The sequence below is a fragment of the Peribacillus sp. NPDC097225 genome, from assembly GCF_044761955.1.
GTDB lineage: Bacteria > Bacillota > Bacilli > Bacillales > DSM-1321 > Peribacillus.
In genome coordinates this window covers 492,383-512,978 of sequence record NZ_JBIWDJ010000001.1, presented here as the reverse complement: position 1 = coordinate 512,978, position 20,596 = coordinate 492,383, and the positions used below count along the sequence as shown (strand labels likewise).

Below are 20,596 nucleotides of genomic sequence, written 5' to 3'. Positions count from 1 at the left end.
CAACCACCGGCATTACCATCCAACCCCTTTCCCCACCTCTCCAATTAGAATAATTTGACAAATGGAGGGTGGGTGAATGCATTTCTACTGGGTATATGCTATAATTTCAAGAGAATTTAGTAACGGATTAATAATTTGAGGTGTATATAAATGAAGATATCTACTAAAGGCCGGTATGGCTTAACGATCATGATTGAGCTTGCTAAGCATTATGGTGAAGGTCCGAAGAGTTTGAAGTCGATCGCTCAAACGCATAATTTGTCTGAGCATTATTTGGAGCAGTTGATTGCGCCCCTTCGCAATGCAGGATTGGTGAAGAGTGTTCGTGGTGCATATGGCGGATATGTCTTGTCGAAAGATCCTCATGAGATTACTTCTGGTGATGTGATTCGCGTGTTGGAAGGACCGATTACCCCGGTTGAAGGAATTGAGGATGAAGAGCCGGTGAAACGCCAGCTTTGGATCCGGATTCGCGATGCGGTTAAAGAAGTCCTTGATAATACGACGCTCGTGGATTTGGCGAATTACAAGGACAATGGTGAAACAAACGATTATATGTACTATATTTAATTGGGGCTACAGATTAATATGAAGCAAAAATACCTATTCAAAAGGGTTCTATCTTACAACCATTATTGGACTACCGGTTGATTTAAAGGTAAAATCCTATGTGAATAGGCATTTTTTTGCAAGTTTCATTTTATTAGTAAACACGAGAGTCAGGTTAATCATAGAGCATTGCCTAACTATTCTATGGAGGCGACAAAAAAGTGAACAGAATATATTTAGATCATGCTGCGACTTCACCGATGCATCCGAATGTGATTGATAAGATGATGACGGTCATGAGCCATGACTTTGGGAATCCGTCGAGCATTCATGCGTTCGGGCGGGAAGCGCGTCATGTTTTAGATGAAGCGCGTTCGAATATTGCCGCAAGTATCAATGCGGGACGGAATGAGATCATTTTTACAAGTGGTGGAACGGAAGCGGATAATACGGCGATTATCGGGGCTGCGCATGCGAATGAGAAAAAAGGCAAGCACATCATTACAACAGAGATTGAACATCATGCAATTCTGCATACCTGTCAATTCCTTGAGAAGTCTGGCTTTGAGGTCACGTATTTACCTGTGAATGAAGAGGGGCTCATTTCGATTGCTGATTTAAAAGCGGCATTGCGGGACGATACGATTTTGGTTTCCGTCATGTTTGGCAATAATGAAGTGGGTTCGATCCAGCCGATTGCTGAAATCGGACAACTCTTGAGGGAGCACCAGGCCCTTTTCCATACGGATGCCGTGCAGGCTTATGGTTTGATTCCTATCGATGTCCGGGAGCTGGGCGTGGATTTATTGAGTGTTTCCGCTCATAAAATCAATGGACCAAAAGGAACCGGTTTCTTATATATGCGTGATGGATTGAAGTTCGCCCCTCATTTATACGGTGGGGAACAGGAACGGAAACGGCGCGCTGGTACGGAAAGTGTCCCGGCAATCGCTGGTTTTTCCGAGGCCGTTTCCATTGCCCAAAGTACGATGAAGAGTAAAACGGAGCAATACAACTCTTTCAAAGACGTATTGCTTGCCGTTTTTGATAAGGCAGAGGTACAATATGAAATTAACGGATCGAGGGAGCACGCGCTTCCACATGTGTTGAATGTCAGTTTTCCTGGTACGAATGTTGAATCGATGCTCGTGAATTTGGACTTGGCCGGCGTCGCGGTATCAAGCGGATCTGCTTGTACGGCGGGGTCCATTGAACCGTCGCATGTTTTGGTCGCGATGTTTGGAAAAGGTTCGGAGCGGACGAAGAATGCGATTCGTTTCAGCTTTGGTCTGAACAATACCGAGCAGGAAGTCAGGGAAGCGGCAGAAATAACCGTGAAGATCGTTAAAAGATTAGTACAACAATAAATTTTTGTAAATAGATGAGGTGACAGAATGAAGAAAGCACCACAAGACACCCGCGTCGTCGTTGGGATGTCAGGGGGCGTCGATTCTTCTGTGTCTGCCCTGCTTTTGAAAAATCAAGGCTATGACGTGGTCGGGATTTTCATGAAAAACTGGGATGATACGGATGAAAACGGGGTCTGTACAGCAACGGAAGATTACAATGATGTGATTGCGGTTTGTAACCAAATCGGAATTCCTTATTATGCGGTCAACTTTGAAAAGCAGTATTGGGATAAGGTTTTCACATACTTCTTGGAGGAGTACAAGGCGGGCCGGACACCGAATCCGGACGTGATGTGCAATAAGGAAATCAAGTTCAAGGCTTTTCTTGAGCATGCGGTGAGCCTGGGTGCCGATTATGTGGCGACAGGTCACTATGCACAGGTCAAGTACCAAGATGGCGAGTACAAGATGCTTCGCGGCGTGGATAATAATAAGGACCAAACATATTTCTTGAACCAGTTAACGCAAACACAGCTGGAAAAAGTCATGTTCCCTCTTGGACATATCGATAAGAAGGAAGTCCGTGAAATTGCGAAGGAAGCGGGTCTTGCGACGGCAACGAAGAAAGACTCAACCGGTATTTGCTTTATCGGGGAACGGGATTTCAAAGGCTTCTTGAGCACATATCTACCGGCGCAACCTGGTCAAATGACCACGATGGACGGAAAGGTCATGGGTACACATGATGGCTTGATGTATTATACAATCGGTCAGCGCCACGGCCTTGGTATCGGTGGAAGCGGCGAACCTTGGTTCGTAGGGGGTAAAGACTTGAAACGCAATGTTTTATATGTGTGCCAAGGCTTTAACAATGATGTACTTTACTCTGATTCACTGAAAGCCGTGAAGATGAGCTGGGTTGCCGAACACATGCCAGCCACTGAATTTACGTGTACGGCTAAATTCCGGTACCGCCAAGTGGATAGCGGCGTTTCGGTGAAAGTCCTGGAAAACGGGGATGTCGAAGTCGTATTTGACGAGCCGGTCCGGGCAATTACGCCAGGGCAATCCGTCGTATTCTATGACGGTGAAGTATGCCTAGGCGGCGGCACGATTGATGAAGTGTTTAAAAAAGGTGAAAAACTGACCTACGTAGGGTAAAATAAGCATGTCCCCAGCTGTATTTGCGGTTGGGGATTTTGTTTGCATTGTAGAAAGACCTGAAATGGCGTCAATGATATACATAAAAAAATGTGATAGCATATGCTATACTTTTCAATAAAAAATGGAGCGTGAATTAGGATGGATAAGAATCAACAAGGTATTGAGTTTATGCAGCAAGGAAAATATGAGGAAGCGGCGAAGGTTTTTAATGAGGCAATTGAGGAAAACCCGACTGAGCCAGTTGCTTACATAAACTTTGGAAATGTGCTGACTGCGGTTGGCGAGACGGATAAAGCCGTTAAGTTCTATAAAAAGGCAATCGAACTCGATGAAAATGCAGCGGCTGCTTATTATTCATTAGGGAACTTATATTACGAAGTGGATTCTAAGTTAGTTGAAGCGAAGAATATGTTTGAAAAGGCAATCCGTTTGGGCCTTGATAACAGTGATGCTTACTTTATGCTTGGACTGACATTGATGGCGTTGGACCAGCCGAAATTGGCGATGCCTTATCTGCAAAGAACGGTGGAATTGAGTCCCGAAGATGTGGATGCGAGGTTCCAATTTGCGCTTTGCCTGGCCAATGCGGAATTATATGATGAGTTAATCAAACAGTTGAATATTGTGGTGGAACAAGACCCTGGTCATGCGGATGCCTATTATAATCTAGGTGTGGCGTATGCAGGGCATAAGGAAGATTCCAAGGCTGCCATCGGTTATTTTGAAAAGGCACTGGAAGCACAGCCAGATCATATGCTAGCGGCGCATGGCAAGAAGCTGATGGAAGAAATGGCTGCTGAATAAATAGAATGGATAAAAGCATGGGAAAGGTGGGGAGAAGCGTTGGCTCAGCAGGATTCGATGGATTTGTTTTCTGAAGAGAAGATGTTTATGAAAGGCCGCCATTTGGTGACGATTTTTCATAACGAAGATAATATGTATTCGGTTGTCAGAATCCGTTTGGATGAAACAAATTTGAATTATGATGAGAAGGAAGCGGTCGTTACCGGGTATTTTCCGAGGATGCATGAAGATGAGGTGTATATATTCTATGGGGCCCTGAAGGAGCATCCCAGGTTTGGCCTTCAATTCCATGTGGAACAATTCCGGAAAGACCTTCCCCGATCCAAGGAAGGCGTCGTCAGTTATTTATCCGGTGAACTATTCAAGGGCATCGGGAAAAAGACTGCCGAGAGCATTGTTGAAAAGCTGGGGGAGAATGCCATTTCCAAAATTCTGGCCCAGCCATCCATTCTTGATGATATTCCGAAGCTGACAGGTGAAAAAGCGAAGAGCCTTTACGATACATTGGTCGAGCACCAGGGCCTCGAGCAGGTGATGATTGCCCTGAATCAATATGGCTTTGGTCCACAGTTATCGATGAAGATTTATCAAACGTATAAACAGGATACCGTCACGATGCTTCAGGGGAATCCCTACAAACTTGTGGAGGATATAGAAGGGATCGGTTTTGGACGTGCCGATGAGCTTGGCCACCAGCTAGGCATTTCAGGCAGCCATCCCGATCGCATCAAGGCTGCCTGCTTATATACGCTTGAATCTCAATGCTTACAGGATGGAAACATCTACATAGAGGCCGAGCAGTTATTAGAAGCCGTCAAACGGTTGCTAGAGGAAAATAAGCGGGACCGAATAGAGTTTACGAATATTTCCTCGGAAATAATCGAATTGACCGAGCTGGGCAAAATTATTGTTGAAGACCAACGTATTTACTTGCCGTCCCTCTACTATTCGGAGAAGGGAATCGTAGCGAACATAAAGCGCTTGCTAGCCCAAACGGAGTACGAAGACCAGTTTCCGGAATCGGAATTCCTACTTGCGCTTGGAAAGCTGGAAGAACGGCTCAATGTTTCCTATGCTCCTGCACAAAAAGAAGCGATCCAAACGGCGCTCCAATCGCCGATGTTGATTTTGACGGGTGGTCCAGGTACGGGGAAGACGACTGTCATTAAAGGAATCGTCGAGTTGTATGCGGAACTTCATGGGGTTTCGATGGACATCCACGATTATAAAAAAGAAGGGGCAGATCCTTTTCCATTCGTCCTAGCGGCTCCTACAGGTCGAGCGGCAAAACGGATGGCAGAGTCCACTGGACTTCCGGCGGTGACCATTCATCGATTGCTTGGATGGAACGGAAGCGAGGGTTTTGCTCATGATGAAGATAATCCACTCGAAGGACGAATTGTCATCATTGATGAAGTGTCCATGGTGGATACGTGGTTGGCCCAAAAGTTATTTAAAGCGTTGCCGGAAAATGTCCAGCTGATTTTGGTGGGTGATGAAGATCAGCTTCCATCGGTGGGACCCGGTCAAGTACTCAAAGATCTGCTCGGGTCAAAGTGTGTGCCCACTGTCAGTCTTGAACATATTTACCGTCAGGCAGATGGGTCATCAATCATTGAACTCGCCCATGATATAAAAAAAGGCCGGCTTCCAGATGATGTGACGAAGCAGCAGGCAGATCGCTCGTTCATTCGTTGTCAGACCGGACAAATCGCTCAGGTGATCGAGAAAGTCGTCGCGAATGCCAGGACGAAGGGTTTCACGGCCAAGGATATTCAGGTGCTGGCACCGATGTACCGGGGGCCTGCAGGAATTGACGCTTTGAATAAGATGCTGCAAGAAGTATTCAATAGCAATAAGGATGAAAAGCGTCGCGAAATCAAATTCGGTGATGTCGTCTACCGGACGGGTGACAAGGTTCTCCAGCTGGTGAATCAGCCGGAGGAGGGCGTCTTCAATGGAGATATGGGTGAAATTGTCTCGATTCTGTTCGCAAAGGAAAATACGGATCATGTAGATAAGGTGATCATCTCGTTTGAAGGCATTGAAGTGACCTACACGAAGCAGGACCTGAACCAGATTACGCACGCGTATTGCTGCTCAATCCATAAATCACAGGGAAGCGAATTTCCGATCGTGATTTTACCTGTCGTGAAAAGTTACTACCGGATGCTACGCCGGAACTTATTGTATACAGCCATAACGCGAAGCAAAAGTTTCCTGATCCTATGCGGTGAAGAAGATGCTTTCCGCCTGGGTATCGAGCGCAACGATGAAATGCGCAGGAAAACGACCTTGCTTGAAAAGCTCCGGGAAACCTTGGATGGAGATTTACCTGCTAAGGAAGATACAGGATTGGATGGAAAAGCAGGAGTGCCGGAACATGAGGAAAGCTATCTTGATGTGCTCCTGCTTGCAGATCCAATGATTGGTATGGGCAATGTTACACCATATGATTTTATGTAGCCGAAGATTAAATCTTCGGCTTTTTGTCTAGATTTAGTTTATAACTCATAGTTTTAGTGGAATAAATATAGAATGTAATTATACTTAGAATCAAAATAAGGGGGAAACAGTATGAAAAAGGGTTGGTTAATCGGACTAGTAGTCGTGGTCCTGCTTATCATTTTTGGCGCGACTTCCTATAACAGCCTCGTCAGCAGCAGTGAAGATGTGGACAATAAGTGGTCACAGGTGGATAACCAATTAAAACGAAGGGCGGATTTAATCCCGAACCTTGTGGAAACGGTAAAAGGTTATGCCTCACATGAAACGGAGGCCATTAAAGCGGTCAGTGATGCCCGTGCGAAGTTAGCCGGTGCCAATACTACCGAGGATGCAATCGGTGCTGATCAAGAACTGAGCGGGGCCTTGAGCCGTCTCTTGGTTGTAGTGGAGAAGTATCCAAATCTTAAGGCTAATGAGAACTTCAAAAGTCTTATGGATAGCTTGGAAGGAACGGAGAACCGCTTGACTGTGGCGAGAAAAGATTATAACGACCAGGTCACCTCGTATAACAAGGAAATTAAACGTTTTCCAAAGAACATGATGGCAGGTGCATTTGGCTTTGATACGAGACCGTATTATGAAGTGAGTGAACAAGATAAAGAAACACCAAAGGTTGATTTCGGGAGCGATAAGTAATGAAAAAACTTGCTGTGTTTGCGCTCCTTTTCCTTTTCACTTTCAACTTTGCAAACGTAGTCGCAGCAGAACCGAATATCCCAAAACCAGTTGGTGACATCTACGTCCAGGACTTTGCCGGCGTATTGAATGAGCAGGAAAAATCCGAGTTAATTGAGTTGGGAAAAAGGTTGGAGGATGCCAGCAAAGCACAGGTTGCCGTGTTGACCGTCGATTCCATGGAAGGCTCCGAAATCGAAGAATATTCTGTGGAAGCTTTAAGGTCATTCAAACTCGGCGATGCGGAATTGAACAATGGAGTCCTTATTGTCCTCGCTGTCGAGGAAAAGAAAATTCGGATCGAAGTGGGGTACGGATTGGAAGGGGCCATTACGGATATCCAATCAGGACAGATATTGGACAATGTGGCCATTCCGCATTTGAAGGCGAATCAATACAATCTTGCTCTGACTGAAACATATAAGGCCGTCTATAATGAGGTTTTAAAAGAGTACAATCTAGGGGAAGACTTTTATCAAGATTATGCCGTACAACCGGAAGAAAACACTCAGCTATCGGGCATTCAGATTTTCCTCATCATCATCGTAGCGATTATTGTGGTCTTTTTGGATGCTAAACTTTTCAAAGGATTTTTCCTTCAAACCTTACTCAATATCCTCTTGATGTTCATCAGTCGCGGAGGCGGAGGGGGCGGCCGTGGCGGTGGCGGTCCTCGAGGCGGAGGCGGAGGAAGCTCGGGAGGCGGAGGTTCCAGCAGGGGTTGGTAGAAAGGCAGGACCGGGAAACCGGTCTTCAGAGTGTAGACAAAAGGGGGGTGGAATTATTAAGTTCCGCTCCCCTTTTGAAATTCCTTTCGAATCTTTGCCTAAACTTGCCATGTCCAATTGGGCATCTTCTATACATTCAGGGCAGCCTCCATTTTATGAACCAAATGTTCGATGCCACCAGTTGATTTTTCCGTAATCATATCAAGTCGAGCTCGCTGAATATACTCGTGTTTAGAAAGCATCCTCATCGTCTCAAGGGGGAATAGGGTTTTATCTATGAGTTAAAACAAAGTTGATTGGAACGGAAGGTACGAGACTCCTGCGGGAAAAGCGTGTCTACGGGAGACCCCGCAGGCGAAAGCCGAGGAGGCTCGCGGACCGCCCGCGGAAAGCGAGTACCTGGAGTGGAAATCAACGTCCACATTGTACAAGCCATAAAAAAGTATAGACAAACTCGATTTTTATAGAGTTTATCTACATTCTGAGGATCGGGAAACCGTTTTTTTTTTGCTGAAAAAAGGAATGGAAAACCTTTCAGTACATCTAATGGAGGGGAGGAAGAAATACTAAAAATGTTCGGAGGGGCGGGATGACTTTGCGGACGTTTTCTGTATTGAAGGGGTTGCCGGTCTTTACTGCCCAGGGCGAGAAAATCGGGATGGTTCACGATTTATCACTATCAGATGCTGGGCTGGTGAACGGTCTGGTCATCCATCGGCAAGCATTATTCAAGAAGGATCTTCTTCTGGCACTGGAAGATATCTTTTCCTTTGGTCCCGATGGGGTCGTCCTGCAACAGGATATGACACCAAAGAAAATGATGGACGATTCCATCTGGTTTTCAAAGGATCAGGTAGTGGGTCGTATGCTTCTTTCAGAAATGGGCGACGAGCTAGGCTTACTGCAGGACGTATATTTTCTGGAAAAAATGGGCACGATTATAGCGTATGAAACAACGGATGGTTTTTTCTCAGAATCGACAGTGATTGAGTCAAAACAACCACCTACTTTAGGGAAGGATGCCATCATTGTTTCAGTTTATGAACAGTGAGGTGTCCATTTTGGAAATACAATGTCCGAATTGTCGCAGTAAGGATGTCGGGAAAATTGGCGTAAACCAATTTTATTGTTGGAATTGTTTTATAGAAATGACCATTTCTGAAGGTTTGATCAACACGCATCAGGTCGAAGAAGATGGAAGTTTAAGCTCTTTGGATGATTTGTTCGAGGAAAATGACCGCCGCTTCAAATGTAATTAACGGAAGAGGTGCATGTAATGGCTAGACGATTCATGAACATGATGAATTCTAAAACGATAAACAAAAAAATGAAGAGAATTCGAAAGAAAATAAAATCGATGCTCTAACCATTTGAAAAGGCGATGCAATGACTGCATCGCTTTTCTAGTATATGGGTATGAAAAACCCTTCCCCTTCGAATAATAAGTGGGCTAGGGAGGTGGGTAAGGTGAGTATTCGCATGAAATGGTTTTATCGGCTCGGTTTTTTGTTGCTCTTATTTTTCATCATCTATATTTTTATGAAACTGAAGCCTATGTGGGGTCCCGTTGTTACGGTGGTTTTAACAGTCCTACTGCCATTTTTCATCGGAGCGTTCATTAGTTACTTGCTGCATCCGGTCGTGGAATTCTTGAACAAAAAAGGGATGCGCCGTTGGCTATCGATTGTGATTATTTATTTGGTTTTTTTCGGAGGGATCGGATTTGCGGTATATAAGGGAATTCCCATGATGACCAGTCAAGTACGGGAACTTTCGGAGAGTGTTCCGGAACTGGTTGAACAATATCGGAGCAGGGTGGAAAAGCTTAATCATCAAACGGCAGACTGGCCGTTCGGGATCCACGAACGATTCGAGGAAGGCGTTGTCCTTTTTGAAAATTGGTTAAGTGAAATGCCGGAAAAGCTGATGGACTTCGCCTTGAAACTATTCGATTTTGTCCTTTTAATTGGCATTATCCCATTCATCGCTTTTTATATCCTGAAAGATTTTGCTTCTTTGAAAAGGATGGCCTGGTACATGACGCCGAAAAGGTGGCGCAAGCAGGGCCGTGCCTTTGTCCAAGATGTCGATGCTTCTCTTGGGGGATATATCCGGGGACAGATTATCGTATGTGCTGCGATCGGCGTGATTTCATCCTTGCTTTTTTGGATCACCGGGATGGAATATCCTTTATTATTGGGTGCAATCATCGGGATAACGAACGTAATCCCTTATTTTGGTCCTATCATCGGGGCCATTCCAGCGGTCATCATAGCCGCTACCATTTCTGTCAAAATGGTGATCATCGTCGTTGTCATCGTGGCCATCCTGCAATTTCTTGAAGGGAATATTTTGTCGCCACTTATTGTCGGGAAAAGCCTTCATATGCACCCACTTTTCATCATGTTTGCCCTCCTGGCTGGTGGTGAGGTAGGCGGAATTATTGGAATGGTGCTTGCGATCCCGATTTTGGCCATTTTGAAAGTTTTCGTGCAGCATGCCAGGGTTCATTTCAGAAAGAGGCCGCCGCTTGTTGACAAATAAAACTCTTGTGAATATAATCCAATACATAAGATAATTCGTTGAAGGACGAAGTATGCTGAAGACCATCTAAAAGAGAGGCATCCCCTTAGGCTGAAAGGGATGGCGAGGTGAAGAGCAGCAGAAAGCTAGTCCGGAGAGCAGTTAATACCTGCCGTCTTGCCGCGTTAAGGCATTTATGAAGGTGATGGACAAGGTGTTTTATGTGTCCATAATCAGGGTGGTACCGCGAGTTGACTCTCGTCCCTGTTTTTGGGATGGGAGTTTTTGTCGTGCGCAAAATTACATATTTTTTAGAGGAGGATATATAGATGAAGTATTTAACTGGTGCTCAAATCCGCCAAATGTATTTAGATTTCTTTAGTGAAAAAGGTCATAATATCGAACCAAGCGCGTCATTGGTTCCGCATGAAGATCCATCATTGCTATGGATCAATTCCGGGGTAGCCACATTGAAAAAATATTTTGACGGACGGGTGATTCCTGAGAATCCAAGAATTACGAATGCTCAAAAAGCAATCCGTACAAATGATATCGAGAACGTGGGGAAAACAGCACGTCATCATACATTCTTTGAAATGCTTGGTAACTTCTCCATTGGTGAGTACTTTAAAGAAGAAGCGATCACATGGGCTTGGGAATTCCTGACCGACGAAAAGTGGATTGGTTTCGACAAAGAAAAGTTAGCCGTAACCATCCATCCGGAAGATGAAGAAGCATTCGAGATTTGGAACAAGAAAATCGGCATTCCTGCTGAACGAATCATTCGTCTGGAAGAAAACTTCTGGGATATCGGTGAAGGTCCGAGTGGCCCGAATACGGAGATTTTTTATGATCGTGGACCTGAATATGGAGATGACCCGAATGACCCAGAATTATTCCCAGGTGGCGAAAATGAACGTCATCTAGAAGTCTGGAACCTTGTGTTCTCTCAATTCAACCATAATCCGGACGGTTCTTACACACCGCTTCCAAAGAAAAATATAGATACAGGCATGGGGCTTGAGCGTATGGCTTCTGTCGTGCAGAATGTAGCAACCAACTATGATACGGACCTCTTCACGCCGATCATTCATGCGGTAGAAGAAATCGCCGATGTGAAATATGGTGTCGATCCCGAGAAAGATGTGGCATTCAAAGTCATCGCCGACCATATCCGGACCGTGGCATTCGCTGTTGGGGATGGGGCACTTCCATCCAATGAAGGAAGAGGCTATGTATTACGCCGTTTACTGCGCAGAGCGGTTCGTTATGCTAAGCAAATCAACATCAACCGTCCATTCATGTTTGAACTTGTGACAGTGGTGGGCGAAATCATGAAGGATTTCTACCCAGAAGTTCTCGACAAGAAGGACTTCATTGCGAAAGTGGTCAAAAATGAAGAAGAACGTTTCCATGAAACGCTTCATGATGGTCTTGCAATCCTTTCTGAAGTCATCAAGAAGGAAAAAGAAAAAGGCAACACGGTCATTCCTGGTAGCGATGCATTCCGTTTGTATGATACATACGGCTTCCCGATTGAATTGACGGAGGAATATGCGGAAGAAGAAGGCATGACAGTTGACCAAGATGGCTTCACAAAAGAGATGGAAGCACAACGCGAACGTGCACGCTCTGCTCGTCAAGATGTAGACTCCATGCAAATCCAAGGTGGAATATTAGGTGAGATTAAAGTCGAAAGTGAATTTGTCGGATATGATCAAGCTTCAATTGAAGCGAAAATCGTAGCCATCGTGAAAAATGGTGAGCTTACGACGGAAGCACATGAAGGCGAAGATGTACAGGTAATCCTGGATAAAACGCCATTCTATGCGGAAAGTGGCGGGCAGATTGCCGATAAAGGAACGCTTGTGAGTGAATTGGTGAAAGTGGATGTCCTTGATGTGCAAAAAGCACCGAATGGCCAAAACCTACACCGTGTCACGGTTACTGCGGGTACATTAACAACTGATGCAACAGTCATGGCAGCGGTCAATCAAGAAAACCGCATCCAGATTACGAAAAACCACACGGCTACACATCTTCTACACCAAGCTTTGAAGGATGTCTTAGGAACGCATGTCAATCAAGCCGGCTCGCTTGTACAAGCGGAACGCCTTCGTTTTGACTTCTCCCACTTCGGTCAGATTACGGCAGAAGAAATTGAACAAATCGAAACGATTGTAAACGAAAAAATTTGGCAAAGCTTACAAGTGAATACGGAATATAAAAATATCGAAGAAGCAAAAGCGATGGGTGCGATGGCCCTATTCGGTGAGAAATATGGCAAGATTGTCCGTGTCGTTCAAATAGGCGACTATAGCCTTGAGCTATGTGGTGGTGTCCATGTACCGAATACAGCAGTGATCGGCTTATTCAAAATTGTTTCTGAAAGTGGCATCGGGGCAGGTACACGCCGGATTGAAGCCGTTACAGGAGCGGGAGCCTACAACTTGATGGCTGAACAGATTCATGTATTGAAGGATGCAGCGTCTAAATTGAAAACGAATATGAAAGATGTTCCTGCAAGAATCGAAACCATTTTGGCGGATGCTAAAGAACTTCAACGTGAGAACGACAGCCTTGCTGCTAAATTAAGCAATATCGAAGCGGGAAGCCTTGTTTCGAACGTAAAAGAAATCAATGGCGTGAAAGTCCTTGTGGCCAAAGTCCAAGCTACTGACATGAATAATTTACGTGCGATGGCAGATGAGTTAAAACAAAAACTTGATTCAGTCATTATCGTGTTGGGATCGGCTCAAGGAGATAAAGTCAACTTAATAGCCGGCGTTACGAAAGATTACATCGATCGCGGTTTCCATGCAGGTAAATTGATTAAAGAAGTCGCTACACGTTGCGGTGGCGGAGGCGGTGGACGCCCAGATATGGCACAAGCAGGTGGGAAAGACCCAGAAAAATTGGATGCGGCACTTAATTTTGTTGAAGAATGGGTCCTAACGATTTCATAATCAGTGAAAAGTGTTGTACAATGAGGTAATGATGGAATTCTAAGACGCTGAGGAGAGGTGTATGATAATGAGTTCCTTTGATAAAACGATGAAGTTCAATTTCCCTGAAGAACCATTCGAAAGAGATGTTCAGCAAGTCTTGTCAAAAGTGTATGTGGCTCTCCAGGAAAAAGGGTATAATCCGATTAACCAGATTGTCGGTTATTTATTATCAGGTGACCCGGCCTATATCCCGCGCCATATGGATGCTCGCAACTTAATCCGCAAGCTGGAACGCGATGAAATCATTGAAGAATTGGTCAAATCGTATCTTAAGAACCATCGAGAGGAATACTAATGCGCACAATGGGTCTTGATTTAGGTTCAAAAACCATCGGTGTCGCCGTGAGTGACGCGATGGGTTGGACTGCACAAGGATTGGAAACAATCAAAATTAACGAAGCTGGAAACGAATTCGGCTTAAAACGTCTCAAGGAAATCATACAAGAATACGAAGTTTCTAAGATTGTCATTGGTCTCCCGAAAAACATGAACGGAACCATTGGCCCGCGCGGCGAAATCAGTCAAGAATTCGCCAAGCGCTTAGAATGGAAATTCAAGCTGCCAGTGTTTCTCTGGGACGAACGGTTGACAACGATGGCAGCTGAACGTGTCCTTCTCGAGGCGGACGTGAGCCGAAGTAAACGCAAGAAAGTCATTGATAAAATGGCAGCTGTCATGATTCTACAAGGGTTCTTGGACAGACAAACAAATTCAATATGAGGTGAAGATAAATGGAACACGGTGAAAACAATATTACAGTAGTAGATGAGAATGGTAACGAACAGCTTTGTGAGATCTTATTCACATTTGACTCTGAAAAATTCAACAAATCTTACGTACTTTATTACCCAATGTCTGCTGAAGATGACGAGGAAGAAATTGAAATCCACGCTTCATCATTCACACCAAGTGAAGACAGCAAAGATGGTGAGCTTGCTCCAATCGAAACTGAAGAAGAGTGGGATCTAGTCGAGGAAATGTTGAATACATTCCTTGATAATGAAGAAGCAGAAGAAGAAGGAAGATAATTTCTCAAAAACTGGCCTTGTATCCCAAGGCCAGTTTTTTTTAGTATGTCCCCATCCCTTATCTTTTCTCCACAAACAAGAGAATAAAAGTAGCGACTGGACCTAAAACTAATGATAATAGAAACCAATTTAAACCCGTTCTGTTTTTACCCTGGGCAATTCCGGCATTGATTAATGCTAATGTGCCCCACCCCATGACATAGGAATTATCCATTTTTTCCACACCCTTCCACACTAAAAGGATTTTATCATGAATATCCAAATAGTTGTATGAATTAAAGGAACTGATACAACGAAGTTCGGAAAATTCATTGTATTTATATAGACGGGAACCTATCACTTTATTCCTATAAAATAACCACCTTCTATTGACAAAACTGGCCTTCTTTTGCCATAAATAGAGTAGGAACGAAGGTAGTTATACAAAAAACATGTATTTATTTGTAGGTTTTAGTATAATATTCGAAGCAAAGTTATTCTTAGAGAAAGCATCTTCTAGAAACAATCTGTAGTGGGTGTGCAGTTTGCAGGGGGAATGGAAATGGATGAAAAGGATCAAAAACTATCTAAAAAACAACATATTCGAATGAAGATGCTAGAACAACAAGGGGAGGCCAAGCTTGTCCGTAAAATTATCATGATTACGATTGCTGCACTTATTTTAATTGTAGGGATAGTCGTCCTTGTGGGATTCTTCTATATTAACTCGGCGATGAAGCCCTTTGATCCAGAGGATGATACGATCAAGACGGTGAAAATACCGATTGGTTCATCCATTAGTGATATTTCGATTTTGCTTGAAGAGCAGGAAATCATCAAAGACGCGCGTGTTTTCAAATATTATATTAAGTTCCGAAATGAATCCGGCTTTCAGGCAGGAGAGTATAAGCTCTCTCCATCGATGCCAATCAAGGATATTGTGACGAGCATCAAAACCGGGAAACTGATGAAAGAGGCCGTCCTTAGGATAACGATTCCGGAAGGCAAGCAGCTAGTCCAAATAGCCGATATTATCGCTGTGAAGACAGATCAAGACTCTAAAGAGATATTTAAGAAATTGAATAATGAGGAATTCGTAAAATCCATGCAAACGAGATTCCCTGAGCTTCTGACATCGGAAATCGATAATGAAAATGTCGTATATCCACTTGAAGGGTACCTCTATCCGGCAACCTATGACTTTTATGAAGAAAAACCATCTATTGAATCCATGGTAGTGGAGATGCTCCAGAAAACGGAGGAAACCCTTCAGCCATTCGAATCACTGATGGAGAAAAAAGAGTATACGGCCCACCAGTTACTGACGTTTGCCTCACTCGTTGAAGAAGAAGCAACAGCTCAGGTCGATCGCAAAACCATAGCTTCGGTCTTTTATAATCGACTCAAGGAAGATATGCCATTACAAACGGATCCTACCGTTTTGTATGCAAAAGGCTCACACAAAGACAGGGTCCTATACAAAGACCTTGAGGTGAAATCACCATATAATACGTACAAAAACAAAGGCCTGACTCCAGGTCCGATCGCTAACGCCGGAAAGTCCTCGATTGAAGCGGTCTTAAAGCCTAAGAAGACCGATTACCTTTATTTCTTGGCTACACCTGAAGGAGAAGTTCTATATTCCAAAACACTGGAAGAGCACAATAATAAAAAGGCACAGCATATTACCAATAAATAAATGGCAAGGGCAATAGGGACTAAGGGGAGAGGGATATTACTTTCCCCTTGTTTTTATGATAGAATAGTAAACGTAAAAATTTCAGATCCGATTTTATTGATGACTGTAACTCGGCTTTTGCCGGGTTTTATTTTGAAAAGATAAGGAAACGTAGATAGTCAAGTGATGCTGGTTCTAGTTCGTTTTGTATATGATGCGGAATTTCATTGAGAGCCGGCCAAGACGCTTTCGTTTTTTTTATCATTGGAGGAAATGTCTTGAACGGAAAAATAGACCAATATCTTCACGACTTACTTCCGGAACGTACCGGATTGATTAAGGAGCTAGAGGATTTTGCAAGGGAACATAATGTACCGATCATGGAGCCTGAAGGAATAGAGGTGCTGCTACAGATTTTGAGGCTTCACCAACCGAAGGCCATATTGGAAGTGGGCGCAGCAATCGGATATTCGGCGATTAGAATGGCAGAAACCTTACCGGATGTGCGTATTGTCACGCTGGAACGGAATGAAGCGCGTATTGAACAGGCGAAGGCGAACATAGCCAAGTCTGGTCTTTCGGAGCGAATCACACTCATAGAAGGCGATGCACTAGAAGCAGGGCCTCACGTGAAGGATCATGGCCCGTTCGACATCATCTTTGTGGATGCAGCGAAAGGACAGTACAAGCGTTTCTTTGAGCTGTTCGAACCTTTCCTGAATGAAGCTGGCATAATCATTACTGATAATGTATTATTTAAAGGCTTGGTTGCTGAAAACATCGAAGAGATGGAAATGACGAGACGTAAGCGAGCGCTTATTAGAAAAATAAAAGACTTTAATATCTGGCTGCATGACCATCCTCATTACGATACCGTGATTTTACCGATTGGCGATGGTGTAGCTATTAGTAAACATAGAGGTGACAAACATGAAAAAGCCTGAATTACTGGTGACTCCGATAAATATCGCACATCTAGCTGAACTGATCGAAGCGGGTGCTGATGCATTTGTAATCGGTGAGCAGCGTTATGCGCTTCGTTTAGCGGGGGAGTTCACTCGTGTGGACGTTAAGAAGGCAATTGAAATGGCGCATACTGCAGGTAAAAAAGTATACGTGTCCATGAATGCAATCTTTCATAATGATAAAGTGGACGAGCTTGAAGACTATATAGCTTTCCTACAAGAAGCAGGAGCTGACCGGATCATCTACGGTGACCCCGCAGTCCTGATGGCTGTAAGGGCTGTTGCCCCTGATATGCCATTACATTGGAACGCAGAGATGACGGTTACCAACTGGTACACTTGTAATTACTGGGGGAAACGCGGAGCGGTGCGGGCCGTTGCAGCCCGTGAAATCAGTTTGGACGAAATCATCGAAATGAAGGAGCATGCCGAAGTTGAAATTGAAGTTCAAGTTCACGGCATGACATGTATGTTCCAGTCGAAGCGTACGCTACTTGGCAACTATTTCGAATACCAAGGCAAGGCGTTGGAAGTCGGAAACCGAACAGAACAAAAGAATATGTTCCTGCATGATACGGAACGTGAAAATAAATACCCGATATATGAAGATGAAAACGGTACACATATCATGAGTCCGAATGATATGTGCATGATTGATGAACTTCAGGAATTGATGGAAGCGGAAATGGATTCCCTGAAAATCGATGGGGTCCTGAAAACGCCCGAATACATTGTGGCCGTCACAAGATTATACCGTGAGGCGATAGATTTATGTGCGGATGATCCAGATCGCTATGAGGATGTCAAAATGGAATTGTTCGAAAAAATCCAAGCGATTCAACCTGATAACCGTGAGTTAGATACCGGATTCTTCTTTAAAGAATCGGTTTATTAAGTAAGGGAAAGAGGAGGAATAGCCTTGAATGCTATTGCTGATAAAATTTCCAAGATAGTTGATGGAAAGAGAGTCATTGTAAAAAAACCTGAATTGCTGGCTCCTGCTGGTAATCTGGAAAAACTAAAAATCGCTGTCCATTATGGCGCAGATGCCGTATTCATTGGTGGACAGGAATATGGTCTCCGTTCGAATGCCGGAAACTTCACGTTTGAAGAAATGAAGGAAGGCGTCGAGTTCGCTAAAAAGTATGGTGCGAAAATATATGTGACTACGAATATCTATGCCCATAATGAAAATATCGATGGTCTTGAAGAATATATGGAAGGCCTTCGTGATACGGGGATTCATGGAATTATCGTGGCAGATCCATTGATCATCGAAACGTGTAAGCGTGTGGCTCCGGAAGTAGAAATTCATCTGAGCACGCAACAATCGCTTACGAACTGGAAGGCTGTCCAGTATTGGAAAGAAGAAGGTCTGGAGCGTGTCGTGCTAGCTCGTGAGACGAGTGCTGATGAAATCCGTGAAATGAAGGAAAAAGTCGACATCGAAATTGAAACCTTCATACATGGGGCAATGTGTATTGCCTATTCAGGCCGTTGCACACTTTCCAACCATATGACGGCACGTGACTCCAACCGGGGAGGATGCTGTCAGTCTTGCCGTTGGGATTATGACTTGTACGAATTGAATCAGGATGGGGAGAAAGCGTTATTCGATAAAGAAGATGCACCATTCGCGATGAGTCCGAAAGATTTGAAGTTGATCGAATCCTTGCCAGGCATGATTGAAATTGGGATTGATAGTTTAAAAGTCGAAGGCCGGATGAAATCCATTCACTACATCGCAACGGTAATCAGTGTCTACCGTAAAGTGATTGATGCGTATTGCGCAGATCCGGATCATTACGAGATTCAACCTGAATGGTTGGAAGAGCTTGATAAATGTGCAAATCGTGAGACGGCTTCATCGTTCATGGAGGGGGAAATCCCTGGGTATAAACAACAAATGTTCGGGAATCATACCGTAAAGACTCGCTTTGACTTCGCTGGATTGGTACTTGATTATAATGAGGAAACTCAAATTGCTACCTTACAGCAGCGTAACTTCTTCAAGCCTGGTGATGAAGTGGAATTCTTCGGACCCGAGATTGAGAACTTTACTCAAAAAATCGGCATTATCTGGGATGAAATGGGTAAAGAGTTGGACGCAGCACGTCATCCGCTTCAAATTGTCCGCATTCAAGTAGATAAGCCGGTATATGTGAACAATATGATGCGTAAGGAGAATTAACATGACAAGGAAAAAACCAGTAGTCATCGGAGTTACCGGTGGGTCGGGATCAGGTAAAACAAGTGTAACACGCTCAATTTTTGAATTCTTCAATGGACATTCCATCTTGATGCTCGAACAAGATTATTATTATAAAGATCAAAGCCACTTGCCGTTTGAGGAACGCTTGAAAACGAATTATGATCATCCGTTTGCATTCGATAATGACTTATTGATTGAACACATCAATGCATTATTGAAATATGAAACGATTCAGAAACCGGTTTATGATTACGCGAACCATACGCGGTCAGATGAAATCATAACGGTTGAACCACAAGACGTCATCATTCTTGAAGGAATCTTGGTATTGGAAGACCAACGCCTAAGAGACTTGATGGATATGAAGCTCTATGTGGATACAGATGCAGATTTGCGAATCCTTCGACGTATGACTCGTGATATTAAAGAGCGTGGCCGTTCCTTGGATTCTGTCATCGATCAATATATCAGCGTCGTTCGCCCGATGCATAATCAGTTCATCGAACCGACGAAACGATATGCCGATATCATCATTCCTGAAGGTGGGCAAAACCATGTGGCAATTGACCTCATGGTAACAAAAATACAAACAATCCTTGAACAAAAGTCTTTTTTGTAATAACATAGCATAAATAATGATAGGTGCCATTTTACCTCATATATATAAAAATCCCAATTATTTATAGGGAAAGACTGGACAAATGTTGGAAAACACAATAATCTATTCTTGATACAGAACGAACCGGCTGCTTAATGCAGTCGGTTTATATACTAAGGGACGGTTGTTCCGTAGTGGCATGTGATTATATATATTTTTTTTCGGGTAAGCACTTATAGAGTACATAAACTGGTCACGGCGGGATGTCAGCTGTGAAGAATTTGAAGGAGTGAAGGGTTTTGGCAATTGAAAAAGTATATCCAATGACTAACGAAGGTAAAGCGAAGTTAGAACAGGAACTAGAACATTTAAAGTCGGTTAAACGTAAAGAAGTGGTGGAAAGAATCAAAATCGCCCGTAGTTTTGGCGATCTTTCAGAGAACTCTGAGTATGATTCTGCAAAAGAAGAGCAAGCATTTGTTGAAGGTCGTATCACTACCATCGAAAACATGATTCGTAATGCTAAAATCATTGAAGACAATGATTTGAATACAGATACAGTAACTCTTGGTAAGTCTGTAACATTCATAGAACTTCCAAATGGTGATGAAGAAACGTATTCCATCGTGGGTAGCGTTGAAGCAGATCCATTCGAAGGCAAGATCTCGAATGATTCTCCCATTGCCAAAAGCTTGATTGGGAAAAAAGTTGGCGACAAAGTATCAATCCTAACGCCAGGCGGCGAAATGAGCGTCAAAATCGTTTCTATTAGCTAATAGCGTTTTCCAGGAGGATGTCCATGAGGGCATCCTCTTTTTAGTGTTTAAA

Annotated in this window: 21 protein-coding genes; 20 read left to right on the top strand and 1 reads right to left on the bottom strand. The window is 43.8% G+C overall.

The window, feature by feature from the left end; all coding sequences use genetic code 11:
• Positions 1-150: 150 nt before the first annotated feature.
• From cymR to ACIQXH_RS02530, 14 genes are all read left to right on the top strand, one after another.
• Complete coding sequence (gene cymR, locus ACIQXH_RS02595) at positions 151-570, top strand: cysteine metabolism transcriptional regulator CymR (RefSeq protein ID WP_402869723.1); 420 nt, start codon at positions 151-153, stop codon at positions 568-570.
• A gap of 200 nt (positions 571-770) precedes the next feature.
• The gene (locus tag ACIQXH_RS02590; RefSeq protein ID WP_402958319.1) at positions 771-1,916 is read left to right on the top strand and encodes a cysteine desulfurase family protein; all 1,146 of its coding nucleotides are present in this window, start codon (positions 771-773) and stop codon (positions 1,914-1,916) included.
• Between the two features lie 27 nt (positions 1,917-1,943).
• Positions 1,944-3,059: a tRNA 2-thiouridine(34) synthase MnmA gene (gene mnmA / locus ACIQXH_RS02585; RefSeq protein ID WP_403122005.1), complete on the top strand. Its 1,116-nt coding sequence runs from the start codon at positions 1,944-1,946 to the stop codon at positions 3,057-3,059.
• A gap of 141 nt (positions 3,060-3,200) precedes the next feature.
• Positions 3,201-3,866, top strand: a complete 666-nt coding sequence (locus ACIQXH_RS02580) for a tetratricopeptide repeat protein (protein WP_403122003.1) — start codon at positions 3,201-3,203, stop codon at positions 3,864-3,866.
• A gap of 39 nt (positions 3,867-3,905) precedes the next feature.
• On the top strand, positions 3,906-6,332 hold the full coding sequence (recD2, locus tag ACIQXH_RS02575) for an SF1B family DNA helicase RecD2 (RefSeq protein ID WP_403122001.1): 2,427 nt from the start codon (positions 3,906-3,908) through the stop codon (positions 6,330-6,332).
• Positions 6,333-6,443: 111 nt separating this feature from the next.
• Positions 6,444-7,010 (top strand): LemA family protein, encoded by a 567-nt coding sequence (locus ACIQXH_RS02570; protein WP_402869713.1) that lies wholly within the window; start codon positions 6,444-6,446, stop codon positions 7,008-7,010.
• A complete protein-coding gene (locus tag ACIQXH_RS02565) occupies positions 7,010-7,777 on the top strand; it encodes a TPM domain-containing protein (RefSeq protein ID WP_403121999.1) in 768 nt (255 codons plus the stop codon). The genes ACIQXH_RS02570 and ACIQXH_RS02565 overlap by 1 nt, the downstream gene beginning before the upstream one ends.
• 589 nt (positions 7,778-8,366) lie before the next feature.
• Complete coding sequence (locus tag ACIQXH_RS02560) at positions 8,367-8,828, top strand: PRC-barrel domain-containing protein (protein WP_402869709.1); 462 nt, start codon at positions 8,367-8,369, stop codon at positions 8,826-8,828.
• Positions 8,818-9,036 (top strand): hypothetical protein, encoded by a 219-nt coding sequence (locus ACIQXH_RS02555; protein ID WP_402869707.1) that lies wholly within the window; start codon positions 8,818-8,820, stop codon positions 9,034-9,036. The genes ACIQXH_RS02560 and ACIQXH_RS02555 overlap by 11 nt, the downstream gene beginning before the upstream one ends.
• Positions 9,037-9,244: 208 nt before the next feature.
• Complete coding sequence (locus tag ACIQXH_RS02550) at positions 9,245-10,321, top strand: AI-2E family transporter (RefSeq protein ID WP_403121997.1); 1,077 nt, start codon at positions 9,245-9,247, stop codon at positions 10,319-10,321.
• A gap of 308 nt (positions 10,322-10,629) precedes the next feature.
• A complete protein-coding gene (gene alaS / locus ACIQXH_RS02545) occupies positions 10,630-13,266 on the top strand; it encodes an alanine--tRNA ligase (RefSeq protein WP_402986356.1) in 2,637 nt (878 codons plus the stop codon).
• A 67-nt stretch (positions 13,267-13,333) separates the two neighbouring features.
• A complete protein-coding gene (locus tag ACIQXH_RS02540; protein WP_402869701.1) occupies positions 13,334-13,603 on the top strand; it encodes an IreB family regulatory phosphoprotein in 270 nt (89 codons plus the stop codon).
• Entirely contained in the window at positions 13,603-14,028 is a 426-nt protein-coding gene (gene ruvX / locus ACIQXH_RS02535; protein ID WP_402869699.1) for a Holliday junction resolvase RuvX, read from the top strand. Before ACIQXH_RS02540 ends, ruvX begins: the two co-directional genes overlap by 1 nt.
• Positions 14,029-14,039: 11 nt before the next feature.
• Positions 14,040-14,336, top strand: a complete 297-nt coding sequence (locus ACIQXH_RS02530) for a DUF1292 domain-containing protein (protein WP_402869697.1) — start codon at positions 14,040-14,042, stop codon at positions 14,334-14,336.
• 58 nt (positions 14,337-14,394) lie between these two features.
• On the opposite strand, the gene ACIQXH_RS02525 is transcribed toward ACIQXH_RS02530, so the two are convergent.
• On the bottom strand, positions 14,395-14,550 hold the full coding sequence (locus tag ACIQXH_RS02525) for a hypothetical protein (RefSeq protein ID WP_402869695.1): 156 nt from the start codon (positions 14,548-14,550) through the stop codon (positions 14,395-14,397).
• Positions 14,551-14,877: 327 nt separating this feature from the next.
• On the opposite strand from ACIQXH_RS02525, the gene mltG reads away from it, so the two are divergent.
• From mltG to greA, 6 genes are all read left to right on the top strand, one after another.
• Positions 14,878-16,014 carry an endolytic transglycosylase MltG gene (gene mltG, locus ACIQXH_RS02520; RefSeq protein WP_402869693.1) on the top strand — a complete coding sequence of 379 codons (1,137 nt, stop codon included), beginning with the start codon at positions 14,878-14,880 and terminating at the stop codon, positions 16,012-16,014.
• Between the two features lie 257 nt (positions 16,015-16,271).
• Positions 16,272-16,937 carry an O-methyltransferase gene (locus ACIQXH_RS02515; protein WP_402869691.1) on the top strand — a complete coding sequence of 222 codons (666 nt, stop codon included), beginning with the start codon at positions 16,272-16,274 and terminating at the stop codon, positions 16,935-16,937.
• A complete protein-coding gene (locus ACIQXH_RS02510) occupies positions 16,924-17,853 on the top strand; it encodes a peptidase U32 family protein (protein WP_402986351.1) in 930 nt (309 codons plus the stop codon). The genes ACIQXH_RS02515 and ACIQXH_RS02510 overlap by 14 nt, the downstream gene beginning before the upstream one ends.
• 24 nt (positions 17,854-17,877) lie before the next feature.
• Positions 17,878-19,149, top strand: coding sequence for a peptidase U32 family protein (locus ACIQXH_RS02505; protein WP_402869687.1), 1,272 nt, complete (start codon positions 17,878-17,880; stop codon positions 19,147-19,149).
• A gap of 1 nt (position 19,150) precedes the next feature.
• Entirely contained in the window at positions 19,151-19,789 is a 639-nt protein-coding gene (udk, locus tag ACIQXH_RS02500) for a uridine kinase (RefSeq protein WP_402869685.1), read from the top strand.
• A gap of 278 nt (positions 19,790-20,067) precedes the next feature.
• Entirely contained in the window at positions 20,068-20,544 is a 477-nt protein-coding gene (gene greA / locus ACIQXH_RS02495; protein WP_402869683.1) for a transcription elongation factor GreA, read from the top strand.
• Positions 20,545-20,596: the final 52 nt, after the last annotated feature.

Excerpts from the sequence above, each read along its gene's own strand:
- ruvX (WP_402869699.1), top strand. The coding sequence starts at position 13,603 with ATGCGCACAATGGGTCTTGATTTAGGTTCAAAAACCATCGGTGTCGCC.
- ACIQXH_RS02525 (WP_402869695.1), bottom strand. The coding sequence starts at position 14,550 with ATGGATAATTCCTATGTCATGGGGTGGGGCACATTAGCATTAATCAAT.
- ACIQXH_RS02555 (WP_402869707.1), top strand. The coding sequence starts at position 8,818 with ATGAACAGTGAGGTGTCCATTTTGGAAATACAATGTCCGAATTGTCGC.
- ACIQXH_RS02570 (WP_402869713.1), top strand. The coding sequence starts at position 6,444 with ATGAAAAAGGGTTGGTTAATCGGACTAGTAGTCGTGGTCCTGCTTATC.
- mnmA (WP_403122005.1), top strand. The coding sequence starts at position 1,944 with ATGAAGAAAGCACCACAAGACACCCGCGTCGTCGTTGGGATGTCAGGG.
- alaS (WP_402986356.1), top strand. The coding sequence starts at position 10,630 with ATGAAGTATTTAACTGGTGCTCAAATCCGCCAAATGTATTTAGATTTC.
- ACIQXH_RS02540 (WP_402869701.1), top strand. The coding sequence starts at position 13,334 with ATGAGTTCCTTTGATAAAACGATGAAGTTCAATTTCCCTGAAGAACCA.
- ACIQXH_RS02560 (WP_402869709.1), top strand. The coding sequence starts at position 8,367 with ATGACTTTGCGGACGTTTTCTGTATTGAAGGGGTTGCCGGTCTTTACT.
- ACIQXH_RS02565 (WP_403121999.1), top strand. The coding sequence starts at position 7,010 with ATGAAAAAACTTGCTGTGTTTGCGCTCCTTTTCCTTTTCACTTTCAAC.
- ACIQXH_RS02510 (WP_402986351.1), top strand. The coding sequence starts at position 16,924 with ATGAAAAAGCCTGAATTACTGGTGACTCCGATAAATATCGCACATCTA.
- udk (WP_402869685.1), top strand. The coding sequence starts at position 19,151 with ATGACAAGGAAAAAACCAGTAGTCATCGGAGTTACCGGTGGGTCGGGA.
- ACIQXH_RS02530 (WP_402869697.1), top strand. The coding sequence starts at position 14,040 with ATGGAACACGGTGAAAACAATATTACAGTAGTAGATGAGAATGGTAAC.
- mltG (WP_402869693.1), top strand. The coding sequence starts at position 14,878 with ATGGATGAAAAGGATCAAAAACTATCTAAAAAACAACATATTCGAATG.
- ACIQXH_RS02580 (WP_403122003.1), top strand. The coding sequence starts at position 3,201 with ATGGATAAGAATCAACAAGGTATTGAGTTTATGCAGCAAGGAAAATAT.
- cymR (WP_402869723.1), top strand. The coding sequence starts at position 151 with ATGAAGATATCTACTAAAGGCCGGTATGGCTTAACGATCATGATTGAG.